This window comes from Catellatospora vulcania, from assembly GCF_009720385.1.
Lineage (GTDB): Bacteria > Actinomycetota > Actinomycetes > Mycobacteriales > Micromonosporaceae > Catellatospora > Catellatospora vulcania.
Genome location: NZ_WARX01000035.1, coordinates 1 through 16676, shown reverse-complemented (window position 1 = coordinate 16676; position 16676 = coordinate 1). Strand labels below are relative to the sequence as shown.

11 protein-coding genes and 1 pseudogene are annotated in these 16676 nt (G+C 72.3%); 5 read left to right on the top strand and 7 right to left on the bottom strand.

Annotated features, from left to right (window positions below):
• Nucleotides 1–77 precede the first annotated feature (77 nt).
• On the bottom strand, nucleotides 78–500 hold the full coding sequence (locus F6W97_RS37810) for a hypothetical protein (RefSeq protein WP_155375405.1): 423 nt from the start codon (nucleotides 498–500) through the stop codon (nucleotides 78–80).
• A gap of 115 nt (nucleotides 501–615) precedes the next feature.
• Between F6W97_RS37810 and F6W97_RS37805 the strand changes: the two genes are divergently transcribed.
• Nucleotides 616–1443 (top strand): hypothetical protein, encoded by an 828-nt coding sequence (locus F6W97_RS37805; RefSeq protein WP_155375404.1) that lies wholly within the window; start codon nucleotides 616–618, stop codon nucleotides 1441–1443.
• A 216-nt stretch (nucleotides 1444–1659) separates the two neighbouring features.
• Complete coding sequence (locus tag F6W97_RS37800; RefSeq protein WP_155375403.1) at nucleotides 1660–2985, top strand: lactate 2-monooxygenase; 1326 nt, start codon at nucleotides 1660–1662, stop codon at nucleotides 2983–2985.
• Between the two features lie 79 nt (nucleotides 2986–3064).
• Here F6W97_RS37800 and F6W97_RS37795 read toward each other — a convergent pair whose 3' ends face one another.
• Both F6W97_RS37795 and F6W97_RS37790 read right to left on the bottom strand, forming a co-directional pair.
• Complete coding sequence (locus F6W97_RS37795) at nucleotides 3065–7975, bottom strand: diguanylate cyclase domain-containing protein (protein WP_230687311.1); 4911 nt, start codon at nucleotides 7973–7975, stop codon at nucleotides 3065–3067.
• Between the two features lie 150 nt (nucleotides 7976–8125).
• Entirely contained in the window at nucleotides 8126–8719 is a 594-nt protein-coding gene (locus tag F6W97_RS37790; protein WP_155375402.1) for a TetR/AcrR family transcriptional regulator, read from the bottom strand.
• 45 nt (nucleotides 8720–8764) lie between these two features.
• On the opposite strand from F6W97_RS37790, the gene F6W97_RS37785 reads away from it, so the two are divergent.
• The gene (locus F6W97_RS37785; protein ID WP_155375401.1) at nucleotides 8765–9361 is read left to right on the top strand and encodes a GNAT family N-acetyltransferase; all 597 of its coding nucleotides are present in this window, start codon (nucleotides 8765–8767) and stop codon (nucleotides 9359–9361) included.
• Nucleotides 9362–9499: 138 nt separating this feature from the next.
• Here the strand turns inward: F6W97_RS37785 and F6W97_RS37780 are convergent, their stop codons facing one another.
• Nucleotides 9500–10015, bottom strand: a complete 516-nt coding sequence (locus F6W97_RS37780; RefSeq protein ID WP_155375400.1) for a DUF2199 domain-containing protein — start codon at nucleotides 10013–10015, stop codon at nucleotides 9500–9502.
• 231 nt (nucleotides 10016–10246) lie between these two features.
• Here F6W97_RS37780 and F6W97_RS37775 point away from each other — a divergent pair, with 231 nt between their 5' ends.
• Nucleotides 10247–11299, top strand: a complete 1053-nt coding sequence (locus tag F6W97_RS37775; protein ID WP_155375399.1) for a LacI family DNA-binding transcriptional regulator — start codon at nucleotides 10247–10249, stop codon at nucleotides 11297–11299.
• 133 nt (nucleotides 11300–11432) lie between these two features.
• Here the strand turns inward: F6W97_RS37775 and F6W97_RS37770 are convergent, their stop codons facing one another.
• The 3 genes from F6W97_RS37770 to F6W97_RS37760 form a co-directional block, all read right to left on the bottom strand.
• Nucleotides 11433–11993: a DUF305 domain-containing protein gene (locus F6W97_RS37770; protein ID WP_155375398.1), complete on the bottom strand. Its 561-nt coding sequence runs from the start codon at nucleotides 11991–11993 to the stop codon at nucleotides 11433–11435.
• Nucleotides 11994–12166: 173 nt separating this feature from the next.
• The gene (locus F6W97_RS37765; protein WP_230687310.1) at nucleotides 12167–13366 is read right to left on the bottom strand and encodes a DUF1996 domain-containing protein; all 1200 of its coding nucleotides are present in this window, start codon (nucleotides 13364–13366) and stop codon (nucleotides 12167–12169) included.
• A 179-nt stretch (nucleotides 13367–13545) separates the two neighbouring features.
• Complete coding sequence (locus F6W97_RS37760; RefSeq protein WP_155375396.1) at nucleotides 13546–15753, bottom strand: discoidin domain-containing protein; 2208 nt, start codon at nucleotides 15751–15753, stop codon at nucleotides 13546–13548.
• Nucleotides 15754–16453: 700 nt separating this feature from the next.
• Between F6W97_RS37760 and F6W97_RS37755 the strand changes: the two are divergent.
• A pseudogene (locus tag F6W97_RS37755) lies at nucleotides 16454–16676 on the top strand (hypothetical protein); the annotation flags it as partial.

The window sequence follows — 16676 nt, the reverse complement described above, 5'->3', positions numbered from 1 at the left end:
GAAGCACACGATCGGGTTGTGACAGCGGCAGGACGGCCGCGTTGCGCACCGGTTAAGAACCGCTCACGGCCGGCGCGTCAGTCGCGGGTGAAGTAGCAGATGCCACCGGAGTCCGTGTCGCCGAACAGGTAGACGATCTCACCGTCCTGCGCGCCCCAGTTCTGCAGGCTCTCGCCGTAGGGGGCGTACGCCAGAGTCAGCTGCTGGTAGGGGTCCAGGAACTCGGGCTCGCCCAGCGACCAGGTGCCGCTGCCGTCCCCGCCGGGCGCGTAGTCGCCGTCGGCGTCCACGCAGTCGCCCAGGGACTCGGTGGTGAACCGGTGATCGGCGTGCAGCACGAGCCGCGCGCCCTCGCTGCTGACCCAGACACCGACGACGTCGGCGTCGTCGAGATCGGGCGCGAACCCCACCGGACCCGTGTTTCCGCAGCAGCAGGCGCAGCCGCCGAGCAGCAGGAGCACCGCGAGCCATCGCCCGAACGATCGCCAAGTCAAGGTCACCGCGTCAGGGTAGGGGAGACGTCCCAGCCGCGGGGGCCCGCCGATCGCGGATCTCGGGACGGCGTCGGGATCGGACGGCGCGTACCGTAGGGGTGGCCGCCAGGGAGGAGCACGGATGGACGTGCGCGACGCGCCCCGCCGCTACGCCGACGCCCTGCTGTTCGTCACGGAGGTGACCCGGGCCGCGACCCGGTCCCCGGGCGGCTGGCTGTACGAGGAGGGCCTGACCGATCCGCTGTACACGAGCCTGCTCGACGGCCAGTCCAAGTGGGAGTGGTCGGACGACCGGCAGGACGTGAACCTGATCGCGGGCGGGCCGCTGCGGGCCGTCGTCGACTTCACGGCCCGCCGCCACGCCACGACGGTGCCGTGCACCGGCCCGCCGCCGCTGGAACTCTGGCCCGACTGCGCGGAGCGGCTGCGCCAGCTCCGCGAGGCCCTGGCGTTCGCCGCCGGGGCGGCCACCGACGCCTGGCGCTTCGTGCTGCACGAGGTGCTGGCCGAGTGGCTGTCCGCGCGGCTGGACGAGCTGCTGGCCGCGCCGCCGCCCGAGGAGACGCTGGGACAGTTGGAGCAGCGGCTGCGCGAGGCGGTCACGGTCTGCCACCGGTACCGGCTGGCGGTGCACGGGCTGTTCGGCGACCACCACTGGACGGGCCGCGAACCCCAGCCGTGGTGGTGCATCGCCGACGACCTGGCCGCCCACGCGACCTACGCCAGCCCGGTGACCGCGCCCGCGTACGTGTTCCGCCTCGACGAGGGCACCGCGCAGGACGGCCGGGCCACCCTGTTCGTGGCCACCACCCTGCTCCACCCGGTGCTCCGGCACGAGGTCACGGTCACGGCAGGCCTGCCCAAACTGCCCGGCGACGCCGGACCCGAGACCGTCCAGGCGGCCCGCGGGGCGGTCGCCGTGCTCGCCCGCCACCGCGCCGCCCCCTGACCGCCCGGCACCGGCCGCTCCACGGCCCGCCACCGCGCCCCTGACCGCCCGGCACCGTCCGGCATCGCGCCGCCGGAGCGCTCCGGCGCCGGGCCGCTCGACCGGCTCGCGTTCCGGCTGCCTACCTTCGCCACGGCCGGGCGGGATGGCATGATCTGCGGACCGTCGCGCGCTCCCCGGGCGCGGCGGACAGCCGACGCACCCTGCGAGGACCCGATGAGCGACACCGGCCAGCCGCCGCCCGCCGACGACACCGATCCGGCCGTGCGCGCCGCGGGCGGCTGGGGCAGGCTGCGGCAGGGCGTGATCTACCGCGACGGTGTCAGCGGCGGCCGCCCGGCCGTGCCGACCGCGTTCGGCGAGCTGGAGCGCCGCGCCGCCCGGGTGCTGTCGCCCAAGGCGTACGCCTACGTCGCCGGCAGCGCGGGCCTGGAGGCCACGGCCGACGCCAACCGCCGCGCCCTGGACCGGCACCGCATCGTGCCCCGGATGCTGCGCGACGTGTCGGCGCGCGACACCTCCGTCGAGCTGTTCGGCCGGCGCCTCAGCTCACCGCTGCTGCTGGCCCCGATCGGGGTGCTCGAACTGGCCCACCCCGACGCCGACGTGGCCGTGGCGCGGGCCGCGGCTGCCGAGGGCGTGCCGTACATCCTGTCCACGCAGGCGTCCCGGCCGATGGAGCAGTGCGCGGCCGCGATGGGCGACGCCCCGCGCTGGTTCCAGCTGTACTGGAGCAAGTCCGAGGACCTCGTGGCGAGCTTCCTGGCCCGTGCGGAGGCGTCGGGCTGCGAGGCGCTCGTGGTCACCCTCGACACGACCGTGCTCGGCTGGCGGGCCCGCGACCTGGACCTGGGGTCGCTGCCGTTCAGCCAGGGCCAGGGCATCGCGCAGTACACCAGCGACCCGGTGTTCCTGCGGCTGGCGGCCGAACGGGCGGCACAGCCGAAGACCGGACCCAAGCCGAAGATCACCCCGGCGGCGGTGCGTTCGCTGTTCTCGATCGCGCGCACCCATCCCGGGCCGATGCTGCGCAACCTGCGCTCGCCGCTGCCGCGCGCCGCGGTCGAGACGTTCCTGGACATCTTCTCGCGGCAGGACCTGACCTGGGGCGACCTGGCCCGGCTGCGCACCATGACCCGGCTGCCGATCCTGCTCAAGGGACTGCAGCACCCCGACGACGCGCGGCAGGCGCTGGACGCGGGCGTCGACGGGGTGATCGTGTCCAACCACGGCGGCCGCCAGGTCGACGGGGCGACCGGTTCGCTGGACGCGCTGCCGGGCATCGTCGAGGCGGTCGGCGGCCGGGTGCCGGTGCTGTTCGACAGCGGCGTGCGCGGTGGCGCCGATGTCTTCAAGGCCCTGGCCCTGGGCGCCCGTGCGGTCTGCGTCGGCCGCCCCTACTTCTACGGCCTGGCCCTGGCGGGCGCGGACGGCGTACGCCAGGTGATCCAGAACCTGCGCGCCGAGCTGGACCTGACCATGGCCCTGACCGGCTGCGCGAGCCTCGCCGACCTCACCCCGGACCTGCTCGCCCCGGCCTGACCGGCAGATCACCCGACTTGCCTGGCACACGGGTGCATGCCGCGCCAAGATACGCACACCTGCCGGGCGAGTCGGGCGATCAAAGAGGCACGGTGGCGGCGCGGACCTGGTCGCGGCCGTTGCGCTTGGCGCGGTAGAGCTCGACGTCGGCCAGGCCGACCAGGTCGTCGGGGTCGCGGTCGGGGCGCGGCGTCATCGCGGCCACGCCGATGCTGACCGTGACGATGCCCGAGCGCGCCAGCAGGTGCGGCTCGGCCAGGTCGGAGACCGCGGTGCGCAGCCGCTCGGCGGCGCCGCTCGCGGCCTCGGTGTCCAGGCCGGGCATGACCACCGCGAACTCCTCGCCGCCGTAGCGGGCGACCAGGTCCCCGGCGCGCAGGTTGCGGGTCAGCTCCGCGGCGACCCGCTGCAGGCACTCGTCGCCGGCGGGGTGGCCGTAGTGGTCGTTGTAGAGCTTGAAGTGGTCGATGTCGACCATCGCCAGGGCCAGCGGCCGGCCGCTGTGCAGCGCGCTGTCCCACTCGGCGTGCAGGATGTCCTCCAGCCGGCGCCGGTTGGCCAGCGCGGTGAGCGCGTCGGTGGTGCTGAGCAGTTCGAGGCGCTGGTTGGCCGCGGTCAGCTCCTCGGTGCGCTGGGCGACCTTGCGTTCCAGCGACGCGTACACCGAGGCGTTGTCCAGCGACACCGCGAGCTGCCCGGCGACCAGCCGGACCGCGTCGAGGCGCTCGGCGGAGAACGCCTCCCGGATGAGGTGGTTCTCCAGCACCAGCAGCGCCTGCCGGACGCCCCGGTTGGCGATCGGCACGACCAGCAGCGAGCAGCAGTCGAGTTCGGCGAAGTAGGGGTCGCGGGAGAAGCGGTCGTCGCGGGTGGCGTCGCCGACGACGAGCGGTTCGCGGGTGCGCTCGACGTAGCGGATCACCGAGGCGGGCACGGCGGGGGTGCCGTCCGGCGGCGGCGCGGGCAGCGACCAGCGCTGCCGGTCGTCGTCCCAGAGCAGCAGGTGCACGGCGGTCGCGCCGGTCATCTCGCTGAGCACGTCGACGACGCGGGCGCGTACGCCGTCGAAGGTGGTCTGCGAGCTCAGCGCCTGGGAGGCGGCGAGGATGGCGAGCAGGTCGATGGTGCCCGACAGCAGCGGGGGCTGCGGGCCGGCGTCGGAGGTGGTGTGCCCGCTCGTCGGCGGCCGCAGGCCGGGCAGCCACGGGGCGGTCGGGTGGGTGCGGTCGAGCTGGGCGACCTTCGCGTCGGCGCCCCAGGCGTGGTAGGCGTGCCGGGCCGAGTTGAGGATGCTGGTCCCGGCGACCACCATCCCGTGGGCCAGGTAGAACCGCGCGGACCGCTCCAGGGCCAGGGCCCGGTGCCACGGCCGCGTCCGGCCGCCGACCTCGTGCTGCGCGGCGTCGTAGGACTGCGCGGCGGCCTGGAAGTCGCCGCCGGCCCAGGCGCGTTCGGCCTGCAGCAGCAGCAGGGTGTGGGCGTAGTTCACCGGGGCGTCGGCGGCTCGGGCGGCGAACCAGGCCAGCGTCGCGTCGAGTTCGGACAGCCGGGCGGCCCGTTCCTGTGGCGACCCGGTCCTGGCCCGTTCGGCGAGGTCGATGCCGCGCAGCAGGCGGGCCTGGGCCACGGGGTAGGTCGACGGGTTCACCGGCAGCAGCTCGGTCGCGGCCTCGATGTGGTGGTGCAGGGCGGGCATGTCGTCGAGCAGCGCCGCGGCCAGCGCCTTCGTGACGTGCACGTTCGACACGGCGACCGGGTTGCCCGCGAGCGCTTCGGGCGGCGCTTCCGTGCTGCTGTCCGCGTCGGCGGGCTCGCCGCGCAGCATGCCGGCCAGCCGGCGGTAGGGCAGGTACACGTCGGTGGACTGGTCGTTGCCGGTGCGGGTGGCGAAGGCCAGCGCGGCGTCGACCTCGGTGAGGTAGTCGTCCAGGGTCGGGGCGTAGTCGAGCAGCTCGTACACGGAGACGTAGTAGGTGTGGCAGGCCTTCTGCAGGTCGCCGCCGTGCAGCAGGCCTTCGCGGGCCAGCTGCGCCAGCCTTACGTTGTCCTCCAGCGGCTCGTACCAGTGGCCGGTGCTCAGCGCGTACAGGAAACGGGCCTGGGAGGTGTCGGGCTCGTACCCGCGTGCCTCGCCGACGGCTACCGCCCGTAGCAGGGCCCGGTGCCCGGTGCGGTAGTCGCCGCACCGGCCGACCGTGACGAACGTGAGGTGGGCCAGTGGCCCGACCAGGTTGGCGATCGGGCCGTGCCGCACCCATATCCGCAGCGCCTGCAGGGTGAGCCAGGACAGGGTGGCCTGGTTGCTGAAGAAGGCCGGCGCCATCATGCGGTTCATCAGCGCGGCGGTGGCCAGCAGGTCCGGGTCGGTCACCTCGGGGCGGTTCAGGTCGTCGGCGGTGTCGCCGCCGTCGAGCCAGCGGTGCAGCAGGTCGAGACCTTCGTCGATCTCGATCTCGACCCGTTCGGGCGGCGGTGCGGCGAGGCCGAGGTGGCCCAGCATCTCCAGGCCCAGCGCGACGGCCTCGGCGGCCCGGCCCTGGTTGGTCAGGCCGGACACCTGCACCAGCGTCGCCTCGGCGTGCTGGGCGTGCCGGTCGCAGAGCCCGTCGATGGCCGCGTACACCGCGTCGGCCTCGTCGAGGCGGCCCAGGCTGTAGAGCGAGGCGTGCCGCCGGGTCTGCAGCGTGATCAGGTTGCGCACGTCGGCCGGGTCGGCGAAGTCGACGGCGACGGCCAGGTAGCGCTCCGCCATGGCGTGGTTGCTCACCACCAGTGACTGCTCGGCGGCGTGGGCGAGCAGGTCGCTGACGCGCCGGCGCTCGACCGGGTCGTGCACGTGCTCGGCGACGGCGAAATACTGGTGCGCGGCGGCCTCGGCGTACTCCGGGCGCGGGGACAGCCGGCGGGCCAGGCCGAGGTGCAGGGCGGACCTCGCGGACGGGCTGAGACCGTCGAGGATCGCCTGGTGTACGCGGTCGTGCCGGAACCGGACCGCGTCGGCCGGCTCGCCGGGCTCCAGCACCAGCAGGCCCTCGTCCAGGGCGGGTGCGAGCAGGTCCTCCGTGTCGGTCGCGGGGTGCCCGTCGGCCACGGACAGCAGGTCCATGTCCGCGCGCCCGCCGAGGCAGGCCATGATCTCGACGAGCAGCCGGGTACGGGTCGGCAGGCCGCGCAGCCGGGTGGTCCACGGGTCGACCACGTTGGCCTGCCGCAGGTGGCGCGACAGGTTGCCGGCGTCCCAGGTCCAGCCCTCGTCGTCGAGCACCAGCACGCCGCTGCGGCGCAGCGAGTTGATCAGCTCGACCGTGTCGTACGGGTTGCCCCGGGTGCGTTGCGCGACGGGCTCGGCCAGCGCCTCCGCGTCGGCGGAATCGAGCTGGAGCAGGTCGCCGACGAGTTCGGCGGTGCTCGCCGGGGGCAGGTTGCCCAGCTCGATCCGCTGTGGTTCGACGCCGTGCAGCCGCCAGCGGGCGGTCATGGCGGCGAGCGGGTGGGTGGCGTCGACCTCGTCGTCGCGATACGCCAGGACCAGCAGCAGCCCGTCCGGCGGGCCCTCGGAGATCAGCATGTCGAGGAAGCCGAGCGTGGTGCGGGTGGCCCACTGCACGTCGTCGACGAGCATGACGATCGGGCGTTTCGGCGACGCGACGGTGGTGAGCAGGTCGACGCCGATGCGCTGCATGCGGGCCTGGGCGAAGAGCGCGTCGCCGATGGTGGGGTCGGGTTCGACGCCCATCAGCATCCCGAACTCCGGTTGCACCGCGGCCAGCAGCCCGGCGTTGCGGCCCAGCACCTGGCGCAGCCGCTGCCGCAGGTCGGCCAGCTCCTCCTCGGGCTCGGCCAGCAGCAGCCGCCCCAGCGCGCGGATGGCCTGGCGTGCTCCGTCGAACTCGAGGTCGCGCCGGTGCTGGTCGAACTTGCCGGACACGAACCAGCCGCTGCTGCCGGAGGCGATCGGCCGTAGCTCGTCGACCAGCGAGGTCTTGCCGACCCCGGCCGGGCCGCTGACCAGCAGGCCGTGGCTGAGCCCGGTCATCGCGTCGGCGAACGCGGCCCCCAGCGCCCGGATCTCCGGGTCACGGCCGATGATGCGGGACTGGGGCAGCAGCCGCAGCGGCACGTCGCCCGCGCCGATGCGCAGCGTCACCGGCTCGCCCGGCGCGGTGGCGCGCAGCACCCCGAGGTCGTGGGCGAGCCCTTCGGCGGTCTGGTAGCGGTTGTCGGGTTCCTTCTCCAGCAGGTGCATGATCACGTCGGACAGGGCGGCGGGCACCTCAGGATCGACCTCGGCCGGCGGCACGGGCACCCGGGCCAGGTGGGCGTGGCTGAGCCGGAGCGGGTCACCGGTGCCGAACGGCGGCTGGCCGGTGACCATTTCGTACATGGTCGCGCCGAGGGCGTAGAGGTCTGCTCGCTGGTCGACGGGCCGGCCGGTGCGGCCGGTCTGCTCGGGCGCGAGGTAGGGCAGCGTGCCCACGATCTCGTTGTGGTGCGCGAACTCGGGCCTGATCTCGGCGAAGGTGGAGGCCAGCTCGAAGTCGATCAGGAGCACCCCGCCGGCCGCGGTCAACACGATCTTGCCGGGGCAGATGTCGCGGTGCACCACATGCCGGCGGTGCACGGCGGCCAGGGCGTCGGCCAGGCCTGCTGCGACGCTGAGCACCTCGCCCAGCGGCAGCGGCATCGGCCGGCGGTCGAGCGTCACGCCGCCCGCGTCCTGGAGCGTCAGCGCGCCCTCGACCACGGGGGTGTCCGCGAGCTGCACGACCCCTTCCGTGCCACGCAGCCGGCGCAGCATCGACGCCTCGTGTTTGAGGCGTTTGGGCGCGTCAGGACCGAGCGGCTGCTTGACGACGACGGTGCGGTTGCCGGGCAGGCGCATCCGGTACGCCCGCAAGCGGTCGCTGTCGTACAGCACCTCGACCTGGTCGGCAGCAGGCGGGCCCCCTGCCGGATGCTCGCCCGGATGCTCGCCGATGATGCCCATCATCCGTCCCGGAATCCGTCAAACGCCCCAGCTCCGCCGATAAGTAACCGCATAACTTGAATTGTCTTCGAGTACCAGAATAGAGCTTTTGTCGTGATCGCGCGGCCACGCCGTCCTACGGCATGCGGCGTAACGGTGGCCGCCGCCCCGCCGTCACGGCGCGGGCCGGGCGTCTACCGCGGCGTCCGCGCGCGCCGGCAGGGTGGCCCGCAGGTGCGCCAGGACCTGCTCGGCGACGTCGTGGTACGGCCGCAGGTCGCGCTCGGCGCGTGCCAGCAGCAGCGCTCCCTCGGCCGACGCGATGACCAGCGCGGCGAGCGCCCGCGCGGTGGGCTGTGGGCAGTCCTCGGCGAGGAAGGCGCTTTCGAGCACCCCGCGCCAGTCCGCGAACGCCTCGGCGACGACGGCGTGCAAGGGGTCGTCGTGGCCGACGTCGAGGGCCACCCCGGCCACCGGACAGCCCGCCTGGAACTCGTTCTTGCGCAGCCAGTTCGCCGTCGCGGTGAAGTAGCCGGCGACCGCGTCGAGGGCGGGCGCGCCGCCGATGCCGGTGCGCGTGCGTCCGGCGTACCAGCGCAGCGCCTCGGCCGCGAGCTGCTCCTTGCCGCCCGGGAAGTGGTGGTAGATGGAGCCGCGGGGCGCGCCCGACCGGGCGATCACGTCCTGAAAGGACGTCGCCGCGTACCCGCGCTCGGCCAGCAGCAGCGCGGCCGCCCGCACCATCTTCTCGCGACTGTCGTTCGTCATGCGCACCCCTTGACTATGACAGCCATCATAACGCAGCATCGATCTATGATGCTCGACATAGAACGTCAGGTCGCGGCGGTCGAGATCGTCTACCGCGCGGCGGGGGAGAGTGATCTGGCCCGGCTCGTCGAGCTCCATAGGCGCTGCTCGCCGGAGACCCTGGCCCGGCGGTACGCCAGCGCGGCCGGTGCGCCGCCGAGGGCCCGGATCGCGCACATGCTGACGCCGGAGGCGGGGCACACGCTGCTGGCCGTGGTGTCCGGCGGGACCGACGACGGCGCGGCGGTCGCGGTCGCCCACCTGCTGACCGGTGGCACGCATGGGGACGGCAACGGCGGCGTGGACAGCCCCCGCAGCGGGCCGGACGTGGCACCCGGCGGCACGGCCGTGGCGGAAGCCGCCCTGCTCGTGGCCGACGCGTGGCAGCGCCGGGGGATCGGAGCCGTGCTGGCTCGGCGACTGGCCGTGCTGGCCGCCGTCGCGGGCTACACCCACGTGCAGGCGCACGTGCTGGCAGGCAACCAGCCGGCCCTGCGTACGATCCGCCGCCTGGTCGGTGGCGGGGGGCTGGGCGGCGCGCCGGTCTGGGCGTACGACGGCCCGATGCTCACCATGACCGTCCCCGTGGCACGCCCGGCCTGACCTGAAAGCCGGCACCGCCTCCGGCCCGCAGTTTCGGGGAATTCGCGGGCAGGACCCCGGTGGTGGCCGCACTTTCCCTGGAAGTGCAGCCCGGCCGCGCGGCCGCGGGAGACTTCGGCCTTTGGCGAGTCGGGCGGGTCAGGGGCGGGGGGAGTGGAGGAGTAGCTCGGCGAGTTGTCGGACTCGGGCCGCGGTGATGCCGGTGCGCTGTTCCACGGCCAGGGGGTGGTCGGTGGGCTCGACCTCGATGTAGGGCTTCTGGCCGACGGGCCGCGTGTGCACGTGTGTCTTCAGGTTCAGCGTGCTCACGGGGTATCCGGCCAGCTCGGTCGACAGCCAGCCGAAGTGCGGCGGCTCGGCCTCGCGACCCGGCTCGTCCCACAGGTCGGTGGTGCGGGCGAAGTTGGCCGGGCTCAGCGACACCCAGACGCCCCAGGCGAACACCTCGTCGCGGCCGAGGACGGGGATCTCGAGGTTGCCCTGGACGAAGAAGTGCTCGCCCGCGATGACGCACAGGTCTGAGGTGAGTTCGCTGTTCGGGTCGTCGTCCAGGGCGTCGCTCCAGTGCGCCGGCGCCGCAGTGCGGTACGACAGCGGCAGCTCCTGATGCTGCCCGCCGCACGATCCGCAGGTGTAGCCCGTGATGTTCCGCATCCGGCGACTCTAGGCGGTGCCGCGCCCCGATGCCTTCTGCGGCACTCGGACCGGCCGCGTATTTTCCGTCCGGACCGCGAAAGGGCTGCCGCAGAGGGAATTGTCGTGATCTAGGTCAACCGGTTCAGTCCAGCCCAATGCGCATGCCATCCATTTCAGCGCTGACCTGCGCAGAATTTGCAAACGACCTTGGAGAGAGCGCTCCCTGGAATTCCTGCTATAAATGACGTCATGACGAGCAGTCGACCTGACGGCCAGCGGTCCCCGACGCTGGAAGAGGTCGCCGAATGGGCGGGGGTCTCGCGATCCACGGTCTCGCGGGTGATCAATGGCGTGTCCACCGTCGATCCCGAGTTGCGTGAACTGGTTCAGCGCGCCATCGACGCCACCGGCTACGTGCCGAACCTGGCGGCGCGCTCGCTGGTCACCCGGCGCACCGACTCGGTCGCCCTGGTGGTGTCCGAACCGGACGATCGCACCCAGCAGACCGAGCCCTTCCTCAACCGGATCTTCACCGACCCGTTCCTGGGCCGGATCACCGCCGGGGCGCTGGAGGTGCTGCGGCCCGAGGGCATCCACCTGGTGATCATGCCCGCGGAGTCGCCCGCCCACCACCACGTGCTGCGCTACCTGCGCCAGGGCCACGTCGACGGGGTGCTGCTCATCTCCAGCAGCGACGAGGACCCGCTGCCGCAGCAGCTGTGCGACCTGGGCATCCCGGCCGTGCTCTCGGCCCGGCCGGGCAAGCCGCTGCCGATGAGCTACGTCGACGTGGAGCAGCAGGTCGGGGCGAAGCTCGCGGCCGAGCATCTGCTGGCCATCGGCCGGCACCACCTGGCCACCATCTCCGGCCCGCTGGACATGCCGTCTAGCCAGGACCGCCTGGCCGGGTTCCGGGCGGCACTGGCCGTGCACGGGCATGCGTACGTGCCGTCGGCGGCCGGCAACTTCACCCGCGCCAGCGGCGAGCAGGCGGCGCGCGAACTGTTCGCGGCACACCCGGAGATCGACGGGCTGTTCGTGGCCAACGACCTGATGGCCGAGGGCGCCCTGCAGGCACTGCGCGACCTGGGCCGGCGGGTGCCTGAGGAGGTGGCGGTGGTCGGCTTCGACAACAGCATCGCCGCGCTGCAGTGCCGGCCGCAGTTGACCACGATCCACCAGCCGCTGGAGGAGATGGCGGCCGAGATGGCCCGGCTGCTGCTGTCCCGCATCGGCAAGGCCGACCCCAAGCCGCGCTCGGTGATCTTCCACCCCCGCCTGGTCAAGCGCGAGTCCGCCTGATCGACCCGCCGCGACGGTCGCCGCTCGCGGGGGTCGGGGTCCGGATCGGGGGAGAGACCACTGTCTCCGGTCCGCATCCGGCGTCGGTCGGCAGATCATGACCGAGAACAGCGATCCCTGCGCGGGGCTGGGTTCACCGGGGGCCGGTCAGGGTTGCCAGGCGGTCCAGGTCGGCCTGGCGGGTGGTCTCGACGGAGGCGGCGAGCGCCTTGACGGCCGGGTCGGCCCCGGCGGACTGCTCGGAGCCGGCCAGCATGCGGCACTGCTCGAAGTGCGTGCGCAGGCTGTCGGCCAGCATCGTGTCGAACGCGGTGCCGGACTTCGTGGCCAGCAGCGCCAGGTTCTCCTTGGTGATCATGCCGGGCATGTCGTGGCCCTCGTGCGGGTTGGTCTCCGGAGCGCCGGTCGCCTGCAGCAGCTCGCGCAGCCGGACCACCTCCGCTTCGTGCCGCCGGGCCACGTCGGTGGCGAACGCGCTCAGGTCCTTGTCCGCGGTGCGCTGCGGGGCCAGTTCCAGCGCCGCCAGCATGCGCTGATCCAGCGCGATCATCAGCTGCGACCAGGCGACGTCGGTGCTGATCGCACCCGCCTCGGCGACGGCCGGTGGGCTGACCGGTGCGACCGGAGCCGGCGACGTGCCCCCACAACCCGCGAGCACCAGCACCAGCAGGCACCCGTACACCCGTGATTTCATCGTGGACCTCCTGGCCGCCGGTGGCGATCTTGCGCGAACGGTTGGTGTGCTGACCGTTTGGAGTGTGTCGTACCCGCAGCCCGCGCAAGATCGTCGCCTGGCAGGGGTGGCGCCGGCCGGGGCGGGAGAGGGGGGCCGCCCCGGCCGGCGCCGTTCATTCGGGTGCGGTCAGGTCAGGGGCGACCGTTGGCGCCGCACTTGATGATGGGGCGGATGCAGTCGCGGACACGGCGGTCCATCTCTGCGGCGGGCCAGGCGTTGAAGAAGTCGCCGTGCATGGTGTAGCCGCGGCCCGAGGACAGGCGGATCCGGGCGGGATCGCCGGTCACCGGGTAGCGGAGCACCTGGCGCAGCTTCGGCACCGGGACGGGGTGGGAGGACGGGCAGGCGCCCGCCACCGGGTACGCCATGTGGCTCTTATGGTTGGCGGAGTCGAGGTTGACGCCGTCCCAGCACTGCGGGAAGTCGAGGTACGACTCCAGCATCGAGCCGGCCGGGCAGTTCACGAAGTCCTTGCCCGGTGGGATCTCGTTGTGGTGCAGGCACGACCAGCGCGCGATGCTCTGGTCGCCGCTGGTCGCCTGGGCGTTGCCGGCCACGATGCGCAGGCCGACGGGCAGGGACTGGATCTGCGCGATGATGTCGTCGCGCACGCCCTCACCCAGGTAGTAGAAGGTCGTGCCGGTCGGCGCGACCGCCACGTTGTCGACGTACATGGTGGGCACCCAGTACGACGACAGGTCCTCGATCGGGTTGCAGTTCGTGCCCGCGTTGGCCAGGCTCGTGTACGTCGAGAACGCGTTGGTGGACGTGTTGCCCATGAAGTCGTGCATGTGCGACCCGCCGGGCAGGTTCGGGAAGACGATCGGGTCGTCCGGCAGGCGGTGCGTGAACGGGCAGTCGGCGAGGAACTCCGACACCCGGACGATCGGGCCGCCGCCGCCGCCACCGCCGCTGGACTGCCCGAACACCTGGAACTCCCACAGCGAGACCCCGTACTGGGTGGCTCGCGCGGTCGCGTACAGGCGGACGTAGCGGGTGGTCACGTTGACGGTGAGGGACTGGTCCGCCCCGTTGTGGTTGGTGGTGGTGTGGAACGTGCTCCAGTTGTTGCCGTCGGCGGAGCTCTGCAGCTGGAAGTTGCGCGCGTACGCGCCCTCCCAGTCCAGGAAGATCCGGGTGACCGCCTGGCTGCTGCCGAGATCGATGCGTATCCATTGCGGGTCGGAGAATGCGCTGGACCAGCGGGTGCCGGCGTTGCCGTCGACCGCTGCCGAGCCGGGCGTGCCGCCGTTCTCGGTCGAGGAGACCGTGACCGGCTTGCCCTGTGAGAGCGAGATCTCGGCAGCGGCCGCACCACCGGTGGTTGCCACCAGGTAAGTTGCGAGGACGGCCGTGACGGTGGCGAATAGCCCAGCGGCACGTAGCCGCCGGCGGCCAGGAATCGGTGCGAGACGATTCATGGTGAGCTCCCTACGGGAATGGGACGGACGGGTTTCCGTTGGGGGCAGGGGGCCCTGCGGGGCTGCGGGGCCCCCTGCCGGCGGTCTGCTTACTTGTAGACGCGGACGTAGTCGACCAGCATCTGAGCCGGGAACGGCGTGCTGGCGTCGGGCGAGCCGGGCCAGTCACCGCCCACGGCGAGGTTCAGGATCATGTAGTGCGGGTGGTCGTAGACCCACGGTCCGCGGGTCGCCTCCACGGTCGCCTTGCTCGCGTAGAACACCTCCGTGCTGTCGACGAAGAACCGGATGCCGTTGCTGTCCCACTGCGCGGCGTAGACGTGGTAGTCGGCCGACAGGTCGATGCCCCACACCTTCTCGAAGCCGTAGCCGCCGCCGCCGTTGTAGGCGGGTGCGTGCAGCGTGGTGTAGCTGCGGGTGGTGTCCCGGCCGAGGATCTCCATGATGTCGATCTCGCCGTTGTAGGGCCACGGGCGGCTGGTGGGCGGGAGGAAGTCGGCACCCATCATCCAGAACGCCGGCCAGAAGCCGTTGCCCTTGGGCACCTTCACCCGGGCCTCGACCCGGCCGTACTGGAACGTGAACTTGCCGCCGGTGTTCATCCGGTGCGAGGTGTACTGCATCCCGCCGACTGCCTCGCGGCGGGCCTCCATCACCAGCGAGCCGGTGCCGTTCATGTTCGCGTTGTTGTTGTTCGTGTAGTACTGCAGCTCGGCGTTCTGGCCGGTGCCGGTGTCGATGGTCCACTTGCCGGCGTCCGGCTTGCTGCCGGCCGGGCCGTTGAACTCGTCCGAGAAGACCAGGTTGGTGGCCGGGAACGTCGGGTTCGGCGGCTGCGCCGGGGGCGTGGTCGGGGCGCCGCCGGTGCCGTAGACCTGGAACTCCCAGAGCGAGTAGCCGTAGCCGTTGGACCGGGCCGTGCCGTACATGCGCACGTAGCGGCCGGTGCCGTTGACGACGATGTTCTGCTTGAACCCGGTGCTGGTCGTGGTGCTGTAGATGGGTGTCCAGTTCACCGCGTCAGCCGAGGTCTGCAGCTGGTAGGAGGTGGCGTACGCCGGGTCCCACTGCAGCACGACCCGCTTGATCTGCGCGGTCGCGCCCAGGTCGACGTAGATCCAGCCCGGGTCGGTCCAGGCCGAGGTGGCCCAGCGCGAGGCCGGGTCCAGGTCGAAGGCCCGCAGCGGGAAGCACTGCCAGCACGCGCCGTCGTCCTGCGAGGTCGAGGCGAAACCAGGCTTGTTGTACGACAGCAGCACCTCCCCGCCCGGGTTGGGCGACGGCGAGGTGGACGGGCTGGCCGACGGCGACGCAGACGGCGATGCCGGGGGCGGCGACGACGGCGGGTTGCTCGGCGTGCCGCCGGTGCGCACGGAGAACTCCCAGAGCGAGTAGCCCCACGCGGTGGCCCGCACGGTGCCGTTCATCCGCACGTAGCGGCCGGTGCCGGAGACGGTCAGCGGCTGTGTGCCGCCGGTGCCGGTGGTGGTGGCGTAGATGTTCGTCCACGGGCCGGTCGCGGAGTTCGAGACCTGGATCTGGAACGAGCGCGCGTACGCGCCTTCCCAGTTCAGGGTCACGCCGCAGATGTTCTGGCTGCTGCCCAGGTCGACCTGGATCCACTGCGGGTCGCTGAACGCGCTCGACCAGCGGGTGCCGGTGCTGCCGTCGAAGGCGTTGGCCGGGGCGAACGCGCCCTCCTGCGAGGAGGCGCTGGCCGGGCGGCCCTGGGCGGCATTGGCCGTGCCACAGCCCCCGCCGCCGCCGATCACGCCGTACACCTGGAACTCCCAGAGCGAGTAGCCGTGGATGGTGGCGCGGGCGGTGCCGTTCATGCGCACGTAGCGGCCGGAGCCGCTGACCGCGAGGGTCTGCACGCCACCGGTGCCGGTGGTGGTGCTGTAGATGTTGGTCCAGCCGCCCGTGCCGGTGGCCGAGACCTGGATCTGGAACCCGGTGGCGTACGCCGCCTCCCAGCGCAGGACGACCTGGCTGATGGTGGCGGTGGCGCCCAGGTCGACCTGGATCCACTGCGGGTCGGACGACGCGCTGGACCAGCGGGTGCCGTTGTCGCCGTCCACCGCGTTGGCGGCCGGGAACACAGCGTTCTCGACCGACGAGGCGGTGACCGGCTTGGCCTGGGAGATCAGCGGATCGGCCGCGCTGGCCGAGCCGGCGACCACGGCCAGGTAGGACGAGGCGAGCACCGCGCCGAGAGTGGCGAGAACGGCGTACCAGCGCCTGCGTGAGGTGGGGACGGAGCGCGGCGGGGCTGCCGCGTTCGGGACGGATCTCATGTCATCTCCTGTGGGATGGCTCGAGACCGCGAGGGCCGTGCTCCTCGCGGAAGGCCCGGAGGCGCTCCCGCCGATCGCGGATCGAGCTGATCCACGGCAGCGCTTCCGGTACGCACGCGACGGCCGCCCGCCGACGGGACCGGTGTGTCGGGGCTGAGCCCGGTCCCGGCGACATGGCGACGCCGTGTTGAGCGGCGGGTCGCCGCGTGCAACGACCTGCTGCCCGAATGGGCGTCAAGTCGGACAAACAATGTGGGGGAGCGCTCTCTGAGCAGAATCGTCCAGGACCGCCCGGATGTCAATGGCGGTCACTGGACGGCTCGCGGCGGCGCTGGCCGTTAACGTCCCCGAAATCATGTGGTGACGTCTGGACGGGCAGCTAGGGGACCTTGTCCTGGTCTCGACCACCGATGAGAAATCGGCACAACCGGTGGCCGCCAACGGTTGCGCCAGCATGCCGGCCTGGTCACGACACTATTGCGAGGATCGGCCGCGAAGCCCGTCCGCAGGCGGGGCGGCCCGTCGGGATCGGAATCGCGGTGGCGCTTTGTAACGAGACGGCAACGGCATCTTGACAGCCGCCCTGCATGGGACGAAATTCAGAGGCCATACCAGGGAGCGCTCTCTGGATGATCAACAGTGTGTGACCAGCGAATCTGCTCGTGCTCGTGCCCGAATACCTGTTCCTGGAGGAGCTCCGATGCGTTCAGCACTATCCGGCGCCAGCCCACGGCGCCGTCTCGCGGCCGTGGCCGCTCCGCTGCTCGCCGCCGCGCTGGTGCTGGGCACCGCCGCTTGTGGTGGCAGCGATGACCCGGCGAAGCCGGGTGAGAAGGTCAAGCTCACCATCGCGACGTTCGGTGAGTTCGGGTACAAGGACCTGTACAAGGAGTACCAGCAGCTCAACCCGAACGTGGAGATCG